The sequence below is a fragment of the Micromonospora sp. NPDC047753 genome, from assembly GCF_040642735.1.
Taxonomy (GTDB): Bacteria; Actinomycetota; Actinomycetes; order Mycobacteriales; family Micromonosporaceae; genus Micromonospora.
In genome coordinates this window covers 1-18,328 of the sequence record NZ_JBEYSL010000071.1, presented here as the reverse complement: position 1 = coordinate 18,328, position 18,328 = coordinate 1, and the positions used below count along the sequence as shown (strand labels likewise).

Annotated in this window: 18 protein-coding genes and 1 pseudogene; 9 read left to right on the top strand and 10 right to left on the bottom strand. The window is 70.4% G+C overall.

The features are described 5' to 3' along the window. A partial coding sequence (locus ABZ749_RS09165; RefSeq protein WP_357224832.1) for a DUF2469 family protein occupies nt 1-160 on the bottom strand: 160 nt, incomplete at its 3' end. Here ABZ749_RS09165 and ABZ749_RS09160 point away from each other — a divergent pair. The 7 genes and pseudogenes from ABZ749_RS09160 to ABZ749_RS09130 all read left to right on the top strand — a co-directional run. Continuing rightward, nucleotides 93-266 (top strand): annotated as a pseudogene (locus ABZ749_RS09160) (Clp protease N-terminal domain-containing protein); the annotation flags it as partial. The gene ABZ749_RS09165 and the pseudogene ABZ749_RS09160 overlap by 68 nt on opposite strands. A gap of 120 nt (nt 267-386) precedes the next feature. Further along, nucleotides 387-1,391 carry a diacylglycerol kinase family protein gene (locus ABZ749_RS09155; protein WP_357224822.1) on the top strand — a complete coding sequence of 335 codons (1,005 nt, stop codon included), beginning with the start codon at nt 387-389 and terminating at the stop codon, nt 1,389-1,391. Beyond that, the gene (locus tag ABZ749_RS09150) at nt 1,384-2,385 is read left to right on the top strand and encodes a YihY/virulence factor BrkB family protein (protein WP_357224817.1); all 1,002 of its coding nucleotides are present in this window, start codon (nt 1,384-1,386) and stop codon (nt 2,383-2,385) included. Before ABZ749_RS09155 ends, ABZ749_RS09150 begins: the two co-directional genes overlap by 8 nt. A 68-nt stretch (nt 2,386-2,453) precedes the next feature. Further along, entirely contained in the window at nt 2,454-3,944 is a 1,491-nt protein-coding gene (locus ABZ749_RS09145) for a phosphatase PAP2 family protein (protein ID WP_357224813.1), read from the top strand. Between the two features lie 11 nt (nt 3,945-3,955). Continuing rightward, nucleotides 3,956-4,765, top strand: coding sequence for an endonuclease/exonuclease/phosphatase family protein (locus ABZ749_RS09140; RefSeq protein ID WP_357224808.1), 810 nt, complete (start codon nt 3,956-3,958; stop codon nt 4,763-4,765). A gap of 65 nt (nt 4,766-4,830) precedes the next feature. Continuing rightward, entirely contained in the window at nt 4,831-5,211 is a 381-nt protein-coding gene (locus tag ABZ749_RS09135; protein WP_357224805.1) for a hypothetical protein, read from the top strand. Beyond that, nucleotides 5,190-5,612 carry a hypothetical protein gene (locus ABZ749_RS09130; protein ID WP_357224800.1) on the top strand — a complete coding sequence of 141 codons (423 nt, stop codon included), beginning with the start codon at nt 5,190-5,192 and terminating at the stop codon, nt 5,610-5,612. The genes ABZ749_RS09135 and ABZ749_RS09130 overlap by 22 nt, the downstream gene beginning before the upstream one ends. 12 nt (nt 5,613-5,624) lie before the next feature. Here ABZ749_RS09130 and ABZ749_RS09125 read toward each other — a convergent pair whose 3' ends face one another. Further along, entirely contained in the window at nt 5,625-5,753 is a 129-nt protein-coding gene (locus ABZ749_RS09125) for a hypothetical protein (protein ID WP_279635911.1), read from the bottom strand. 417 nt (nt 5,754-6,170) lie between these two features. Beyond that, nucleotides 6,171-7,133 (bottom strand): TIGR03557 family F420-dependent LLM class oxidoreductase, encoded by a 963-nt coding sequence (locus ABZ749_RS09120; RefSeq protein ID WP_357224795.1) that lies wholly within the window; start codon nt 7,131-7,133, stop codon nt 6,171-6,173. 375 nt (nt 7,134-7,508) lie between these two features. Here ABZ749_RS09120 and ABZ749_RS09115 point away from each other — a divergent pair, with 375 nt between their 5' ends. Next, nucleotides 7,509-8,858 carry a cellulase family glycosylhydrolase gene (locus ABZ749_RS09115; protein ID WP_357224791.1) on the top strand — a complete coding sequence of 450 codons (1,350 nt, stop codon included), beginning with the start codon at nt 7,509-7,511 and terminating at the stop codon, nt 8,856-8,858. Between the two features lie 55 nt (nt 8,859-8,913). Here ABZ749_RS09115 and ABZ749_RS09110 read toward each other — a convergent pair whose 3' ends face one another. From ABZ749_RS09110 to ABZ749_RS09080, 7 genes are all read right to left on the bottom strand, one after another. Next, nucleotides 8,914-9,234 carry a multidrug efflux SMR transporter gene (locus ABZ749_RS09110; RefSeq protein WP_112585076.1) on the bottom strand — a complete coding sequence of 107 codons (321 nt, stop codon included), beginning with the start codon at nt 9,232-9,234 and terminating at the stop codon, nt 8,914-8,916. Between the two features lie 574 nt (nt 9,235-9,808). Then, on the bottom strand, nt 9,809-11,095 hold the full coding sequence (locus ABZ749_RS09105; protein WP_357224827.1) for a sigma-70 family RNA polymerase sigma factor: 1,287 nt from the start codon (nt 11,093-11,095) through the stop codon (nt 9,809-9,811). A gap of 3 nt (nt 11,096-11,098) precedes the next feature. Beyond that, the gene (locus ABZ749_RS09100) at nt 11,099-11,500 is read right to left on the bottom strand and encodes a YciI family protein (protein WP_210786655.1); all 402 of its coding nucleotides are present in this window, start codon (nt 11,498-11,500) and stop codon (nt 11,099-11,101) included. A gap of 94 nt (nt 11,501-11,594) precedes the next feature. Further along, on the bottom strand, nt 11,595-13,730 hold the full coding sequence (locus ABZ749_RS09095; RefSeq protein WP_357224786.1) for an alpha-galactosidase: 2,136 nt from the start codon (nt 13,728-13,730) through the stop codon (nt 11,595-11,597). Then, on the bottom strand, nt 13,727-14,641 hold the full coding sequence (locus ABZ749_RS09090; RefSeq protein WP_357224783.1) for a carbohydrate ABC transporter permease: 915 nt from the start codon (nt 14,639-14,641) through the stop codon (nt 13,727-13,729). Before ABZ749_RS09090 ends, ABZ749_RS09095 begins: the two co-directional genes overlap by 4 nt. Continuing rightward, the gene (locus ABZ749_RS09085) at nt 14,638-15,594 is read right to left on the bottom strand and encodes a sugar ABC transporter permease (RefSeq protein ID WP_357224778.1); all 957 of its coding nucleotides are present in this window, start codon (nt 15,592-15,594) and stop codon (nt 14,638-14,640) included. The genes ABZ749_RS09090 and ABZ749_RS09085 overlap by 4 nt, the downstream gene beginning before the upstream one ends. 21 nt (nt 15,595-15,615) lie before the next feature. After that, complete coding sequence (locus ABZ749_RS09080) at nt 15,616-16,944, bottom strand: ABC transporter substrate-binding protein (RefSeq protein WP_357224774.1); 1,329 nt, start codon at nt 16,942-16,944, stop codon at nt 15,616-15,618. Between the two features lie 282 nt (nt 16,945-17,226). Here ABZ749_RS09080 and ABZ749_RS09075 point away from each other — a divergent pair. Then, on the top strand, nt 17,227-18,328 hold a 1,102-nt coding region (locus ABZ749_RS09075; protein ID WP_357224769.1), incomplete at its 3' end, for a beta-galactosidase.

The window sequence follows — 18,328 nt, the reverse complement described above, 5'->3', positions numbered from 1 at the left end:
CCAGGTAGAACCGGCGCTCCGTCTCCACCACGTAGGAGAATTGGCGGACAATGTCGCGGTACACCCGGTAGAGCTGCAGCTCCATCTCGGTCTCGCCCCGCTCCAAGAAGGCGCTGGAGCTGTCCCTGCGGGAGGCCCTGCGACTGCGACACAAACACATCGGCACCGAGCACATCCTGCTCGGGGTGCTCCGGGAGGGCCACGGGCTGGGAGCGGTGGTGCTCACCGAGTCCGGGATCGACCTCGATGATCTGCGCCGACGGGTGGAGATCGCCCTGCGGGCGGCGGCCTGACGGGCACGAGCATTCTGAAACCTGTCTGTGGCACTTCCGACGCCACGTCGACGCCGGGTCGCTGAAGCCGTCCGGGTGCTGCACACTGACGCCGTGGATGCTGGACAGGACAGGCGGCCCGCTGGCGGCGACGGCGGGTTGCGCTCCGCCGTGGTGGTGAACCCGTCGAAGGTCGACGATCTCGACGAGCTGCGCCGCACTGTCGACGACGCCCTCGCCGCGGCCGGCTGGCCCGAGCCGCAGTGGTACGAGACGACTGTCGAAGACCCCGGTCGGGGCCAGACCGAAGAGGCCGTCAAGGCCGGCGTCGACCTGGTCTTCGCCTGCGGCGGCGACGGCACCGTGATGGCCTGCGTCAGTGGGTTGGTCGGCACCGACGTGGCCCTCGCCGTGCTGCCGCAGGGCACCGGCAACCTGCTCGCCGCCAACCTGGGGCTCTCCACCGACCTGGCCGCCGGGCTCCAGGTCGCCGTCGAACGCGGCCGGCGACTGCTCGACGTCGGCGCGGTGGAGGACAAGTACTTCACAGTGATGGCCGGCATGGGCTTCGACGCCCAGATGCTCGAAGCCACAAACGAGACGACGAAGGCCCGCATCGGCTGGCCCGCGTACGTGGTGGGCGCCGTCCGCCACCTGCGGGACCGGCCGATGCGGGTGCAGATCCGCATCGACGACCGGCCGCCGGTGCGCCGCCGGGCCCGTTCGGTCCTGATCGCCAACGTGGGCCGGCTTCAGGGCGGAGTGACCCTGCTGACCGAGGCCGAGCCGGACGACGGCTGGCTCGACGTCGCCGTGCTCACCCCCCGAAACCTGCGGCACTGGCTCGCGCTCGGTTGGGCGGTGATCCGCCGCAGCGGCCAGGTGCCGCAGTTGGAGGTGTTCCGGGGTCGGCGCGTGGTGGTCAGCAGCAACCGGGCGCAGCCTCGGGAGTTGGACGGCGACCTGATCTCCCCGGGTCGGCAACTGCGGGCGGAGATCCGACCCCAGGCGCTCTGGCTCTGCGTTCCGCAGCCCGAGGGCGCCCCCGACCTGGCCGTTGACGCGCAAGGCGCCGGGGAGCGGGGCGAGCAGCTGATCGAGGAAGCGCGCCGTGAGTAGCACCCGGATCGTGCCGGAGACCCGGCTGATGGCCGACGAGGAGCTGTCCGCCGACGACGCCTGGCACACACTGCGCCGGCAGGGCGGCTGGCACCTGCTGCGGGACGCCTTCATCCGGTTCCGCTACGGCGACGGGTTCAGCCACTCCCGGGCCTTCGCGCTGCAACTCTGCCTCGCCGTGGTGCCGTTCCTGATCGCCCTCACCGGGCTGATCAGCGAGCTGGGCGTCCGGGAGGGCGGCCAGGTGGTCGCCGACACCGTCCTGGCGCTCACCCCCGGCCAGAGCGAGCAGGTGGTCTCCGAGCTGCTCGGTGAGGGCGAACGCGTCGAGGACGCCGGCGAGCTGGCCCTCACCCTCGGTCTGCTCACCGGCCTGTTCGCGCTCACCACCACGATGGCCCAGATCGAGCGGGGCGCCAACCGCATCTACGGCGTCGAGCGGGACCGCCCGGCGCTGCGCAAATACCTGCGGGCCGCCGTGCTGGCCGTCACCGCCGGCCTGCCCGCCCTCGCCGGCTTCCTGATCCTGGTCGGCGGCGGCGCGATGGGCGACTCGGTGCGCGAACACTACGAGTGGGGCGCGCTCGCCAACGGCATCTGGGACGTGATCCGCTTCCCGCTGAGCCTCGGGTTGACCGTCGTCGCCGTCGCCGTGCTGTTCCGACAAGCGCCGCGCCGCAACCAGCCCGGCCTGTCCTGGCTGTTCTTCGGGGCCGGCATCGCCACCGCGCTGTGGTGGCTGGCCAGCCTGCTGCTCGCCGCGTACGTGCGGTTCAGTGACGGTTTCGGGCAGACCTACGGCGCCCTGACCGGCATGATGGCGCTGCTGCTCTGGGCCAACCTGACCGGGATGGCGCTCTTCGGCGGGCTGTCCTTCGCCGCGCAACTGGAGGCGCTGCGCATTGGTGTGCGGGAGCCCGCCCAACCGGATCTGTGGGAGCCCGACCCGGACCGCGCCGAGCTGTACGACACCGGGGACATGTCGGCGCTCTAGCGCTGTGGCGTGTACGACGGACGCGGATCGGGTAAAGCGCCTCGCCAGACAGGAAAGGGAGGTGCGGGGTGGCCGCGGTCAAAGAGGTGGCGCACCGTCCGGTCGGTCATTTCGCCGAACGGAGCATTGCCGGTCTGGTGGCCGTCACCGGTGCCGGGGTGGCCTTCGGGCTGCTGTTGTTGCTCGTCCGGGTGCAGTGGAGCCCGTTGCAGGACGTCGACCACGGGCTCGCCGAGTGGTTCAACGGGCTCGTCGCCCCGCACCACGCGCTGGTCACCGTGCTCCAGGCGGTGACGGACCTGGGCGGCCGGCCGATCCTCATCTGGCTGGTCACCATCGCCGTGGTCGGTCTGCTGATCCGGCGACAGCCCCGACTCGCCGTTTACCTGATCATCACGGGGGTCGGTGGCCTGATCCTCGACCCGTCACTGAAGACGCTTGTCGGCCGGCTCCGCCCGGTGGTGGACGTGCCGATCGCCAGCGCGCCCGGCAACAGCTTCCCGAGCGGGCACGCGCTCGGCTCGTTCGTCGCGTACGGAGCGCTGCTGCTGGTGTTCCTGCCGGCGATGGCACCGCGCTGGCGTAAGCCGGCCATCGTCGGCGTCGGTGTGCTGGTGGCGCTGGTCGGGCTGACCCGGATCGCGCTGGGCGTGCACTTCGTCTCCGACGTGCTGGCCGCCTGGCTGCTCGGCGCCGCCTGGCTGGGCGTCACCGCGTACGCCTTCCGCCTGTGGCGGCGGGAGCGGGGCAAGCCGGTGCCGCCGCTGACCGAGGGCCTGGAGCCGGAGGCGGGGCACGACATCGCCCCCGCCCCGGCCGAGGAACACGTGCTGGCCCATCCCCGCTCGGCGGTGGCCGAGCTGCTGGTCGGCTGGGTGATCGTGTTCGGCGCGCTGTACGGCTTCGGCACGTACGTCAGCTACCACGCCAAGGGCACCTTCTTCGACACCCTCGACACTGAGGTGCCGCGGTGGTTCGCCGAACGGCACACCGAGGTGCTGACCGACATCAGCTGGTGGTGGAGCAAGTTCGGTGACACCCATGCCATCCTGCTGATCTCGCTGGTGTTCTGCCCGCTGGTGCTGGCGGTGTGGCGGCGCTGGCGCCCGGTGCTCTTCGTGGCGCTGGCGATGGTGGGGGAGTTGACCCTCTTCCTCGCGTCGGCCCGCGCGGTGGACCGGCCACGTCCGCCGGTGGAGAACCTGGACGGGCAGATGCCCACCTCGTCGTTCCCGTCCGGGCACATCGCGGCCACGATCTGCGTCTGGCTGGCGATCACCGTCATCGTGTTCCCGCGTACCGACAGGTGGTGGCGCTGGATCTTCGTGGGGCTGGCCGTGCTCATGCCGGTCGGGGTGGCCACGTCCCGGATGTACCGGGGGATGCACCACCCGACCGACTTCATGGGCGCGATCGTGCTCTCCGCGCTCTGGATCGGCCTGCTCTACCTGGTGATCCGCCCGAACGAGGATCTGAAGGAAGGTAACCAGCCGGCCATCGAGTCGGAGGACGTGGACACCCTCGACGACGAGCTGGCGCGGGCCGGCCGAGCCGACTAGGCGTCGCCGTCGTGCTGCGGGTGATGACCTGGAACATTCGCACCGGCGGCCGGGATCGCGGCGGCCTCGACCGGCTGGATCAGGTGGTTCAGGTCGTCGACGAGCAGGCACCGGACGTGCTGGCGTTGCAGGAGTTGCGCGGTTTTGACAGGGACGGGTTGATGGCCGGCGTGGCGGGCCGGGTGGGGATGGTTCCCCACCTGGCCCGGTCCTGCTTCGGGCAGCCGGTGGCGGTGCTGGTCCGGCCGCCGTACCGGGTCGTCGACGCGAGGCCGGTGCGTCGGCCGTTCCACCATGCCGCCGCCCGCGTCGTGGTGGCCACGTTGGCCGGCCCGTTCACTGTGCTGGGCACCCACCTCTACCCGTACTCCGGGGGTCGGCGGCGGATGGAGGTGGACTGGTTGATCGCCGCGATGCGCCACGACCAGGGGCCGTTGACGTTGATCACCGGTGACCTCAACTCGCTCGATCCGACCGTCGACCACACCGACCGGCTGGCTGGTATGCCCACCCTCTACAGGCGGCGGCACCTGCGTCGCTCCGGCGACACGGTGGACACCCGGGCGGTCGCCCGGCTGCTCGCCGCCGGTCTCGTCGACCTCTGGCCGTCGGGCAACGTCGACGCGCCGGAGGCCGCCGGCTACACGGTGCCCACCGGGCTGGGTGGGGCCGAGTTCGCCGGGATGCGGTTGGACTACCTGCTCGGCAGTCCGGCGGTGGCGCAGCGGGTGCGCGACTGTCGGGTGATCCGCGACGGGGTGGCGGCCACCGCCTCCGACCACTATCCGCTGCTCGCCACGCTGGAGCTGTCTCCCGGCTGACGCCGCCGTCGGCTCGCGCGGCCGGTGCCACCCAGGGCGTGGCGCCGGCCGATTACCGTGCCACCGTGACCGACCGCCGCACCCTCCGCTCGCCGTTGCCAGGTCCGCCGAACGATCACCGGGCCGCGCCGCCGAGGGCTCGTCCGGCCGCCGACCCGCCGGTCTCGGGCAGGGCGCAGCCGGCCGCCGTCGCGCCTCCGCTCGTCGCGGCCGTCGCGCGTGGTGTGGCGCTGGTCGTGGTGCTGCCGGTACGCCTGCTCTGGGAGCTGATCGTGGCTGCCGGCCGACTGCTGCACCGGTACCTGCTCCGCCCGGCCGGCCGGTGCCTGCGCCGCTGGCTGCTGGCCCCCTGGCCTGGCTGCTGCACCGGCTGGTCTGGCTTCCGCTGGTCTGGTGCGCCCGGCACCTGCTGTGGCTTCCGCTGGTGTGGGTCGTCCGCACGGTGATCTGGCCCGCGCTGGTCTGGTTGACCCGTCATGGGCTGCGTCCGGCCCTCGTGGTCCTGGGGCGTGTGCTGGTCTGGCTCGCCAGGTACCTGGTCCTGTGGCCGCTGCGATGGTTGGGCACGGTGCTCACGCCCGTCGGTCGGCTGGTCGTCGCCGCAGTGGTCGGTGCGTGGCGGACGGCCGGCCGGATGCTGCGACTGCTCCACCGACTGCTGCTGCGCCCGCTGCTGTCCGGAGTCCGGTGGGTCTGGTCGGTGACGGTCGTGCCGGTGGCGCGGGGGCTCAGGGCGGTGTGGCGGGCCACCGTCGCGCCCGCGGCCCGCTGGGCCCGCCGTTCGGTGCTCGACCCGGCCCGGCTTGCCGTCCGGGAGGTGCTCAACGCCCTGGGCCTGCGCCGTTGAGACGTACGGGGCTCAGAGCACCAGATTCAACAGGACGGTCAGCACCACCGACGCCACGATCGAAAAGAGGATCATCAGGAGGCAGCCGAGGCCACCGCCGAGCGGGCGGATCTCCGTATTGCCGAAGCGCATGATGTTCACCTGTCCGTGAGTGCGGGATGAGGGGCGAGCAGGCGCCGGATCGCGTCCGCGACGGCAGTTGCAGCGGTAGTGACCACGTTGTGCGCGGCACCGGGAACGACCACCAGGGACGCCTGCGGCACCAGCCGTGTCGCTTCGTCCCGCCACCGTTGCGGTACGTGGAGAGCGCGACGGCCAGCGGGGTGAGGTACCGGTGCGAGACGGCCAGGCCGTGCACCAGCACCACGGGTGGCGTGCCGGTCCCCGGGTCGGCGCTGCGGCGGGTGTGGGTGCGCAGTCCGTCGACGAGTCGCCACTCGCTGGTGAGTCCTGCGGCTGGCCGGGGCGCGGCCATGCCGAGCCGCAGTTCGGCCAGCCCGAACCGGCTGGTCCGAGCCGGTCGGGCTGACCCGACCGGCGGATGGGTCGCGATCCGATTCACAGTTGGCGCAGTCGGGGCAGCAGTTGCTCCTGGGCCCAGTCCAGGAACATCGGCTGGGTCTCCCCACCCACCTGGATGATCGCCACGTGCGTGAAGCCGGCGTCGACGAACTTGCGGAACGCCTCGACGTGCGCGTCCACGTCCGGGCCGCAGGAGATGCCCTCGGCGACGTCCTCCTCGCGGACGAACTGGGTGGCGGCGGCGAACGACTCCGGGCCGGGCAGGTCGGCGTTGACCTTCCAACCCATGCCGAACCAGCGGAACTGGTCGTGCACGATCTTGCGGCACTCCGCCTCGTCGGGGCCGTAGCAGATGGCCACCTGGCCGTAGCGGGGCTGGCCGACGCCCCCGGCGTCGTCGTACATCTCGATGATGTGCCGGTCGGGTTCGGTGGAGATGAGGCCGTTGCCGTACTCGGCGGCCAACGTCGCGGACTGTCGACCGGACGCGGCGACGGCCATCGGCACCGGCCGTTCCGGGCGGTCCCAGACGTAGGCGTCGGGCACGTCGAAGTGGTTGCCGGAGAAGGTCAGCGTCTCGCCGTTGAGCAACGGCCGGATGATCTGCAACGCCTCCTCGAACATCTCGTGCCGCTGCTGCACGTGCGGCCAGCCGCCGACCACGTGCTCGTTCAGGTTCTCCCCGGCACCCAGGCCGAGGGTGAACCGGCCGTCGGAGAGCGCGCCGACGGTGCTGGCCTTCTGCGCCACCACGGCCGGGTGGTAGCGGCGGATCGGGCAGGTCACGAATGACATCAGCTCCGCGCGGGAGGTGGCATGGGCGACAGCGCCGAGCACCGCCCAGGCGTACGGGGAGTGGCCCTGGGAGTCCAGCCATGGGTAGTAGTGGTCGGACACCACCAGTTGGTCGAAGCCAGCCGCCTCGGCCCGTACCGCATGGTCCACCAGCTGCTTGGGCCCGGCCTGCTCGCTCATCAGGGTGTAGCCGACGCTGACCATCCTGGTATCCCCTCTCGCTGACGGATCGTTCCCGGGATACCCCGGTGCACGGCGGTCAACCCTCCCGTCCGGTTCGGCTGCCGCGATGCTTGACGGGAGCCGACCGCCTGCCTACCGTCGCTCTTAACCGGTTAAGACCCGGGTGTGGCGCACATCCTGTGGTGGGGATGACCGCCCCGTGACGGCCCGCGTCCGCGTGGGCCGTTGCGGCTGTCCGGGCTGCGGGCCCGTCAACTGAACCGGTTGCGAAGACCAATCCATCGTCCTACGCTGATGCCTGCGCCGGGAGCCGGGCGCGGCTGCCGGGCTGCAGCCGCCTTCCCCTGTCACATCCCCACCCCTGTCGGGCACCGGGGGTCCTCCCTGAGGAAGGCCATGAAGACTCGACTCTCCGCCGCCGGTGCGACAGTGCTCGCGTTGCTCGTCACCGTGCTGGCGTTCGGCCAGCCGGCGCACGCCGCGGCTGGGTTCTCCGTCGCTGGCGGCAAGTTGTACGACGCCAACGGCGCCGAATTCATCATGCGCGGCGTCAACCACGCGCACACCTGGTACCCGCAGCAGACCAGTTCGTTCGCCGACGTCAAGGCGCTCGGCGCGAACACCGTGCGGGTGGTGCTCTCCAGCGGCGACCGGTGGACCCGCAACACCAACGCCGACGTCGCCAACGTCATCTCGCTCTGCAAGACCAACCGGCTGATCTGCGTGCTGGAGGTGCACGACACCACCGGGTACGGCGAGCAGAGCGGCGCGATCACCCTCGACCGCGCCGTCGACTACTGGCTCAGCCTCGCCGACGTCCTCGCCGGCCAGGAGAGGTACGTCATCGTCAACATCGGCAATGAGCCGTACGGCAACCAGAACTACGGCTCGTGGGCCACCGACAACGCCAACGCGATCAAGCGCCTGCGGGCCGGCGGGTTGACCCACACGATCATGGTGGACGCGCCGAACTGGGGGCAGGACTGGTCGTTCACCATGCGCGACAACGCCGCGTCGGTCTTCGCCGCCGACCCGGCCCGCAACACCGTGTTCTCCATCCACATGTACGGCGTCTTCGACACCGCCGCGGAGATCAGCGACTACCTGGGCCGGTTCCGCACGGCGGGGCTGCCCATCGTGGTCGGTGAGTTCGGCTTCAACCACTCCGACGGCAACCCGGACGAGGACGCCATCCTCGCGTACAGCCAGGCCAACGGGATCGGCTGGCTGGGCTGGTCGTGGAGCGGCAACGGCGGCGGCGTCGAGTATCTCGACCTGGCCACCAACTTCAATCCGGCGAGCCTGACCGACTGGGGTCAGCGCCTCTTCAACGGGGTCAACGGCATCCGGCAGACCGCCCGCGAGGCCACCGTCTTCGGCGGCACCCCACCGCCGACGACGCCCCCGCCGACCACCCCACCGCCGACGACGCCTCCGCCGACCAGCGGTGGCTGCACGGCGACGTACACGGTGACCACCCAGTGGCAGGGCGGCTTCCAGGGTGAGGTACGGGTGACCGCCGGCGCGAGGGCGATCACCGGCTGGACCGCCGGGTGGACCTTCGCCAACGGCCAACGCGTCACCCAGTCCTGGAATGTGGCGCTCACCAGCAGCGGAACCACGGTGACCGCCCGCAACACGGATTACAACGGACGACTGGCCGCCGGGGCCAGCGCCAGTTTCGGCTTCCTCGGCAGTTGGACCGGCACCAACAGCCTGCCCGCGGTGAGCTGCACGGCGAGCTGACCGTCGGACCGGTGGCCGGGTCCGCACCGGGCCCGGCCACCGGAAACCGTCCCGGTCAGTGCTCCCCGGCGAGGTTCACGATGACCACCCCGGCGATGATCAGTGCGATGCCGGTGAGCTTGGCGAGCCCCACCGACTCACCCAGGAAAACCGCCCCGATCGCCACGATGGCCGCGGTGCCCAGACCCGACCAGAGGGCGTACGCCACCCCGACGGGGATCTCCTTGACGGCCTGGGCCAGCAGGAGGAACGCCAGCGCGTAGCCGCCGAGGCACGCCACCGTCGGCCAGAGTCGACTGAACCCGGCGGTGCTCTTGATCAGGCTGGTCGCCACCACCTCGGCGAGAATGGCGATCCCCAGCAGCACGTACGCCATGCGTCCCCTCGGTCCTTCGTGATCGATGAGCCCATCGCCACCCAGGCTAGTGCCGGTGAGGTCCCCGCCCGGCGGGCCCGTGCACGTGACGTCCGGGCACCCCCGGCACCTACACCGAATGCCTTTGGAGCTGATGTCACAAACGAATCGGCCACATAGCGCCCCGTCGCCGGGCCGCGCTGCCGGGCCGCGTCGCCGGGCCGCGCCGTGGAGCCGCGCCGCCCCGGCGCTCAGGCCATGGATGAATCGTTTACGGCATCAACTCCAAAGGCGGCCCGGCCCACACCCGCCCGCTGATCTGCACGAGTGAGGGGGCGCTGGCCCGCCTGTCGGTCCCGACCAAGCCGGCGACGCCGGTAGGGGCGTGCGAAGGAGCCGGCAGGGTAGATCTTGGACACTTTCCGTTTCGTGCTGACGGAAACTGTCCAAGGTTGCCGGCCGTGGTGCGTGAGGCTGCTGCCGTCACACCCAAACGGGCCCTTTCGTCACGGCGACCACCCGCGCCGCGACACGTCGTCGACTGACGATCGTTCGACGGGTAGAACCAAGAACCACCGAGGCAGACAGGTCGTTTTCACGGTTCGGCCGTAACCGTTGGAGGCGGGCCGTCCCCGGGCTGGGCGGCCAGTCGGGCTGCTCGCATGGTCAGGTAGAGCTGCTCGGGGCGGCTGCTCGTGCGGGCGGCGGCGATCCGATAGTCGGCGACCGCCCGGGCCTGGTCACCGGCCATCTCGTGCAGGTGGGCGCGGGCGGCGGCCAGCCGGTGGTGTCCGGCCAACTGCGGGTCGTCCGTCAACGCGTCGAGGGCAGCCAGGCCGGCGGCTGGTCCGTGCACCATGGCAGTTGCCACGGCCCGGTTGAGGGCCACCACAGGGCTGGCGGCCAAGCGTTCCAGCACCTCGTACAGCGCCAGGATCTGCGGCCAGTCGGTCTGCTCGGTGCTCGGCGCCTCGTCGTGCAGGGCGGCGATGGCGGCCTGTACCTGGTACGGACCGACCGGCCCGCGCGGCAGGGCCCGGGTGACCAGTGCGACGCCTTCGGCGATCGCCGTCGCGTCCCATCGGCTGCGGTCCTGATCGGCGAGTGAGATCAGCTCGCCGGAGGGCCCGGTCCGCGCCGGCCCGCGGGCCTCGGTGAGCAGCATCAACGCCAGCAGCCCGGCTGATTCGCTGTCGTTCGGCAGCAGCGTGTGCAGTGCGCGGGTCAGCCGGATCGCCTCCGCCGCGAGGTCGACGCGACGCAGGTCCGGGCCGGTGGTGCTGGTGTGGCCCTCAGTGAAGACCAGGTAGAGCACCTGCCGTACGGCGACCAACCGGTCCGCCCGATCCGCCGGCTCGGGCATCCGGAAGGGTAGCCCGGATACCCGGATGCGGTGCTTGGCCCGGCTGATCCGCTGCGCCATCGTCGCCTCGGGCACCAGGAACGCGCGGGCGATCTCGGCGGTGCTCAACCCACCGACGGCGCGCAGGGTCAGCGCCACCGCCGACGTCGGCGCGAGCGCCGGGTGACAGCAGAGGAAGAGCAGCACCAGCGTGTCGTCCCGCTCGGCGGTCAATTCCTCGTCCGGGGCTGGCGCGTACCGCTGGTCGTCCGGATCCCGGCGGGCGACCAGGTCCTCCCGGCGGCGTCGGGCCTGCTCACCGCGGACCAGCTCGATCATCCGCCGGTAGCCGACCTGGATCAGCCAGCCACGGGGGTTCGCCGGCAGTCCCTCGGTCGGCCACTGGGTTGCGGCGGCCAGCAGCGCCTCCTGCACCGCGTCCTCAGCGGTGGCGAAGTCACCGAAGCGGCGGCTGAGCACGCCGAGGACCTGCGGCGCCAACTCGCGCAGCAGGTCCTCGATGCGGGGATCGGTGTTCAGCCCTCACAGCTCCTGTGCCGGGGCGGACATCACCGGGTGCACCTCGATCGGCATGTTCAGCGGACGACCACCGGGGCCGGGCGCCGTGGAGATGTGCGCGGCCAACTCCACGGCCCGCTGCGGGCTCTCGCAGTCGACGATCCAGAAGCCGGCCAGGAACTCCTTCGTCTCGGCGAACGGCCCCTCGGTGACCACCGGTGCCCCGCCCTCGCCGGCGCGGACGATCCGGGCCTGCTGCGGGCCGCCGAGACCCTGCCCGTCGACCCACTCACCGGCGGCGGTGAGCTTGGCGTTGACCTCGCCCATGAACGCGATGTGCGCCCGGACCTCGTCCTGGGTCCAGGTGTCGATGCTCGGGAAGTCGGTTCCGGCGGCGCTGAACTGCATCAGCAGCATGTACTTCATTGTTGGCTCCTCACGCCTGGGCACCGTCGTCGGTGCTCTCACCCTGAGGTAGAAGCCGGCCCCGCCGTTCTCGACACCCCGAGCAAAGAAATTTCTAGCCGACGGCGTCGAGCTCCAGCACCAGGCTCTGCTCCGGGTGCAGGGCGGGCAGTTGCACACCCACCCGGGCCAGCGCAGCCCCGCTGAGGGTGAGACCACCCGCCAGCCAGGTGGGCGGGGACAGGTCGATGCTCGCCGGGCCCGGTACGCCCGACACCTGTCGCACCCGGTACCGCCGGCCGGGGTGGAGGCCGGGCAGCCGCACGGCGCCGGGCACCTGCGTCACCGATGTGGTCAGCCGGGCCACCGCGTACACCGCTCGGGTGTTGTCGTGGGCGACCACGCCGTGCGCCCAGACGGCCGGGTCGGGGTGGTCGACCCGGACCACCCGACCAGCGTGCAGCAGCGGGCGCAGCCGTTTGTGCAGCGCCACCCAGGCGGCCAGCTCGGTCTGCTCGGCAGCGCTGATCGAGGCGATGTCCCACTCGATGCCGTGGTGGCCGAAGAGCGCGGTCGCCGCCCGGAAACCCAGGTCGTGTACGCGGTTGGTGGTGTGTGAGCGTTCCGGGCCGACGTGGGTGCCGATCAGCTCCGGTGGCAGCAGCAGCCCCGTCCAGCGTTGGATGCTGAGCCGCTCCAGGGCGTCGTTGCAGTCGCTGGCCCAGACCCGGTCGGTACGCGCCAGGATGGCGAGGTCCACCCGGGCTCCGCCGGACGAGCAGCTCTCGATCTCGACGCCCGGGTGCCGATCGCGCAACTCGTCGAAGAGCCGGTAGACCGCGAGGGTCTGCCCGTGCACCCCGGGGAGGCCGTGGTGCCCGGCCTCGGTGAAGTCCCGGTTCTGGTCCCACTTGAGGTACCGGATGCCGGGGTGGTCGGTGAGCAGCGTGTCGAGACGTTCCAGCACGTGGTCGTACGCCTCGGGGCGACCCAGGTCGAGCACCTGCTGGTGGCGCCAGGCCGGCGGCAGCCGCCCCGGCACGGCGAGCACCCAGTCGGGGTGCGCGCGGAACAGGTCCGAGTCGGGGTTGACCATTTCCGGCTCGACCCAGAGGCCGAACTGGAGGCCCTGGCCGGTGACGTGCTCGATCAGCGGTTGCAGGCCGTCCGGCCAGACGCCCTCGTCGACGTACCAGTCGCCGAGCCCTGCGGTGTCGTCGCGCCGGCCCCGGAACCAACCGTCGTCGAGCACGAACCGCTCCACGCCGATCTGCGCGGCCCGGTCGGCGAGCGCCCGCAGCCGGTCCAGGTCGTGGTCGAAGTAGACCGCCTCCCAGACGTTGAGGGTCACCGGGCGGGGGGAGCGTGGGTGCCCCGGGCGGGCCCGGAGGTGGGTGTGCAGCACCTCGCTGAGCCCGTCCAGCCCGGCGTCGGACCAGACCGCGTAGAGCAGGGGAGTCTCGTACGACTCGCCAGGACCGAGCCGGACTTCGCCGGGGGCCAGCAGCTCGCCGCCACCCACTGTGGACTCTCCGGTGGGCCGACGTTCGGCGAACGTGACGTGGTCGCCGCTCCAGGCCGTGTGCACCGCCCAGACCTCCCCATGGCCGAAGCCGAACCCGGCGGTCCCGGCCACCAGCAGCAGAGTCGCGTCGTGACCGGTACGGCCGCGCCGGCCCTCGCGGATCCAGGTGCCGTGCTGCCACGGGTGCCGCTGCGGGGACCGTTCCCGACACCATCGGCCGGTCAGGTCGAGCAGCTCGGTGGCGACCGCCGGCACCGGCAGCGCCGATGTCAGCTCCCGCAGCTCGTACGCGCTGTCGCCGTCGTTGCGCAGCCGGTGCCGAACGGTCAGCAGGCCGTACGGGTCGAGCGTGATCTCGATGGTCACTGTCAGCCCGGCGGCCGGGTCCGACGCCCGCACGGTCAGCAGCGCCATGCCCGGCCCGGTGTCGTGCACGTCCAACCCGTCCAGCCGGAAGGCGGTGGACCAGTCTCGTCCGTCGCGGTGCCCGGCCAGACCCGGTCGGCCGCTCCAGCCGGCGCTCGCCTCCGGCAGCAGGGACAGCACTGTCGGCTCGTCGAAGCTGCTCGGCACCACCGGCGGTACCGTCGCGTCGCTGAGCTGGCGCAGGCCGTCGTCGTCGAGGGCGCCGACGTCGCCGCCCCAGTGCACGATCCGGGGCAGCCCCGGGCCGCGCGCGTCGAGCACCAGGCTGGTCCGCGCGCGGCGCAGGTGCAGGATCGTCATCCTTTGGATGCTCCCAAGGTCAGGCCCCGAACGAAGTGCCGCTGGAGCATAAAGAAGATCACCAGGGTGGGGATCGCGACGAGCACGCTGCCCGCGGAGACCAGGTTGTTGTCGGTGAAGAACTCACCGCGCAGGTTGTTGAGCGAGCTGGTCACCGGGAACTTGTCGCCGGTGCGCATGAGGACGGTGGCCCAGAAGAACTCGTTGTAGATCCAGGTCACCTCCAGCGTCGCCAGCGCGGCCAGGGCCGGCCGGCACAGCGGCATGGTGACCTGCCAGTACTGTCGCCAGATGCTCGCCCCGTCGACCATCGCCGCCTCGTACAGGTCGCGGGGCAGCGCCTTCATGTAGTTGCTGAGCACGAAGACGCAGAAGCCGCACTGGAAGGCCACGTTGATCAGGATCAGGCCCCAGTAGCTGTCGTAGAGCAGCTCCGAGTCACTCATGAACTCCGGCAGCGGCACCTCGGTGAACAGCCGGAACAGCGGGATGAGCAGCGCCTGCTGGGGCAGCAGGTTGGCCGCGGTGAAGACCCCGAGCAGGACGAGGTTGAGCTTCCAACTGAACCGGGCGATGACGAACGCCACGCAGGACGCGAGGAAGAGGGTCAGCAGCACCGCCGGCACGGTGATGTAGACCGAGTTGAGGAAGTGCTGTCCGAACTCCGCCGTCCGCCAGGCGGTGACGTAGTTGTCGAAGGTCCAGCCGCCGAACGAGACGTAGCCGTTCGCGGCGGTGTAGTCGTACGAGCGCAGCGAGGTCAGCACCGCCCAGGCGATCGGGAAGAGCCAGGCCAGCGACACGACGATGAGGAAGCCGTGCAGCAGGATTCGTAACGGGGTCAGCTTGCGGCGGGGCGGCGGCGCGTCGGCCCCGCTCTCGGTCCGCCGGGTGACGGTCGCGGTGCTCATTGCCGGTTCTCCCTCATCACGGTCGCCAGGTAGATGGTGATGAAGGCCAGCGAGACGACCAGCATGATCGTCGCCAGTGCCGAGCCGAAGCCGATCCGGCTCGCCTCACCCACCACGTTCTGGGTGACCAGCGCGGAGATCAGCTCCAACCCGTTACGGCCCTTGTTGACCACCCAGACCAGGTCGAACGCGCGCAGCGACTCGATCACGGTCACCACCAGCACGATGATGTTGATGGGCCGCATGACCGGGAACACGACGCGGAAGAACGTCGTGCGCTCCGAGGCGCCGTCGACCGCCGCGGCCTCGCGCAAGGACGGATCGACGCCCTTCAGGCCGGCCAGGTAGAGCAGCATGATGTACCCGACGTGCCGCCACCCGGAGGCGACCATCACCGCCCAGATGTTGACGTTCGAGTCGCCGTACCAGTCGATGCTGCTGCCGAAGACGGCGTTGATCAGCCCCTGGTCGCGGGAGTAGAGCAGCTGCCAGACGAAGCCGATCAGAGCCAGCGAGAGCACCACCGGCAGGTAGAGCGCGGTCTGGTAGAAGCGGCTGCCGCGCAGTTCCTTGTCCAACAGCACGGCCAGGAACATGCCGAACGGGGTGGCGACCACGAAGAGCGCCGCCAGCCAGAGCAGGTTGTGCTGGATCGCCGGCACGAACGGCGGGTAGATGTTCACCACGTCGCTGTAGTTGCGCGCGCCGACGAACTCGATCTCGTTGAGGGGGCCGATGCCGTCCCAGTTGGTGCCGGAGAGCAGCACGGTGGCCGCCGCCGGCAACCAGACGAACCCGGTGACGAGCAGCAGCGGGACGAGCACCATCAGCGTGATGACCACGCGGTCGGTGCGGGACAGGAGCCGTAGCCGTCGGCGACGACCACCCGTGGAGGTGGTCGTCGCCGGCGGAGGCACGGCGCGATCCGTTTGGATCAGGGGCAGGTCGGACACGATGTCCTCCCCCTTCCGCCGTCAGTCAGTGAAGATCGACTTCTTCTGGTTCTCGATGGACGAGGTGAGCCCGCCGATGTCCTTGGGGTCCTTGATGAACTGCTGGAGCGCCGGGATGATCACCGTGGAGGCGAAGTCCGGCCGGGTGTCGCGGTCGAGGAACTGGGCGATCTCGGTGGCCGACCCGACCAGCTCGGCGGCCTTCTTCTGCAGCGCGGTGTAGCCACCGACGTCCGCGCCGCTGTTGGCGACGAGGACGGCCGGGTCGTTCTTGAGGTTGATGTCCGCGGCGGCCTTGCCGCCGAGGTACTCCAGCAGCTTGCGCGCGTTCTCCTCGTTCTTGGGCTTACGCGCCATCATGTAGCCGTCGATCGGCGCGTCGAGCGCCTTGGCGCCGATCGACGGGTCGATCTCGGGGAAGGTGAAGAAGTCGAGGTCGTCCTGCTCGTCGTTGCTGAACTGCTGGCCGACGAAGAGGCCGAGCAGGTACATGCCGCTCTTCTTCTGCTGCAACGACTGCGCGGCCTCCTGCCAGGTGCGACCGAGGCTGTCCGGCTGGTGCAGGGGGAGCAGGCCGGCCCAGGTGTCGAAGACCTTCTTGACCTTGTCGGAGGTCCAGGCCTCCTTGCCGGCCATCAGGTCGATGTGGAACTGGTAACCGTTGATGCGCAGGTTGAGGATGTCGAAGGTGCCCATCGCCGGCCAGCCGTCCTTGTCGGCGAAGGCGATCGGGGTCAGGCCGTCCTTCTTCATCTGCCCGGCCAGCGCGGTGAACTGGTCCATGGTGGTGGGCACCTGGTAGCCGCGCTGCTGCCAGACCGACTTGCGGTAGAAGACGGCCCACGGGTAGTACGTCGCCGGGACGAAGTACTGCTTGCCGTCGTCGCCGGTCGATGCCTTCTTGAAGGCGTCGGAGTAGCCGGAGAGCTTGCCCCACACGTCACTGATGTCGCTGGCCAGGCCCTTCTGCGCGAAGAAGCGCATCCGGTAGCCGGCGAACCAGGTGAACACGTCGTCCGGCTTGCCCTGTAGGTAATTGTTGATGTTCTCCTGGAACGTGTTGTGATCGACCGTATTGATCGCGACCTGCACACCGGACGAGGTCTTGAAGCCGTCGGTGACCTTGACGACGACGTCCTTCGGCTTCGGGTCGGACTGGTTCGAGCCGAGCGACACGTCAGTGCTGGACCCGCCGGAGCCGGAGTCGTCGCCACAGCCGGCGAGCAGGCCGGTGCCGAGCAGCGCGCCCGTGCCGGCCGCGCCGGCCAGCAACGATCGTCGGTTGATGCCGGCGACTGAGGGCGGTACGAGCCGAGCCAGGTACTCGGCTTGGGATTGGGGACGGGACATCTGTGCCTCCTGCGGATGAGAAGGAGCTACGCCCAAGGGCCTCAGGGTGGTGACGGCAGGTCCAGCGTCGTGATCACACATTGAGATCCACCGAGAATCCACATTGGCGAACACGAACGGCCATTGGGGCCTCAAGCTACCCTGCGGTCAGGCCCTGTCAAGAGGTCAGTTCGCCTCTGATAACCCAGTCGTGATCCGGCTGTTACCCGGCAAACGTTGGAAAGAAGCTCGATGTTGGAACCTGTTGACTTCGATGGACCAGCGGGTGCACCCTCAGCTGTCATGCGGCGATGGCAGGGTGACGGCATCTATTTCGGCGGCGACTACAACCCCGAGCAGTGGCCCGAGGAAACCTGGTCCGAGGACGTCGACCTGATGCGCCAGGCCGGGGTCAACCTGGTCTCCGTCGGCATCTTCTCCTGGGCGTTGCTGGAGCCCACCCCGGGGCGGTTCGAGTTCGGCTGGCTGGACCGGGTGCTGGACCTGCTGCACGACGGTGGCATCCAGGTCGACCTGGCCACCGCCACGGCCAGCCCACCGCCGTGGTTGGCCCGCGCGCATCCGGAGACGCTGCCCCGCCGGGCCGACGGCGCGATCCTCTGGCCGGGGGGAAGGCAGGCGTACTGCCCCAGTTCACCGGTGTTCCGCGAGCGGTCGCTGGAGTTGGTGCGCGCGGTGGCCGGTCGGTACGCCGAGCATCCCGCCGTGGTCATGTGGCACGTCTCCAACGAACTGGGCTGCCACAACGTGCACTGCTACTGCGACGTCAGCGCCGAGGCGTTCCGCGGCTGGTTGCGTGAGCGTTACGGTGACCTGGACCGGCTCAACGACGCCTGGGGCACCGCGTTCTGGAGCCAGCGCTACGGCGACTGGGCCGAGATCACCCCGCCGCGTGTCGCGCCGACCTTCGCCAACCCGACGCAGCAACTGGACTTCCTGCGGTTCTCCTCCGACGAGCAGCGCGCCCAGCTGCGCGCCGAGCGGGAGGTGTTGCAGACGCTGGTCCGGCAGCCGATCACCACCAACTTCATGATCGGCCTCGGCGTCAAACACATGGACTACCACTCCTGGGCGTCCGACGTGGACCTCGTCTCCAACGACCACTACCTGACCGCCGCCGACCCGCAGGCGCACCTCGGGCTGGCGCTCGCCGCCGATCACACCCGGGGCGTCGCCGGCGGCGACCCGTGGCTGCTGATGGAGCACTCCACCAGCGCTGTCAACTGGCAGCCCCGCAACGTTGCCAAGCTGCCCGGGCAGATGCGCCGCAACAGCCTCGCGCACGTCGCCCGCGGTGCCGACGGGGTGCTCTTCTTCCAGTGGCGCGCCTCCCGCGCCGGGGCGGAGAAGTTCCACTCCGCGCTGGTCCCGCACGCCGGGCCGG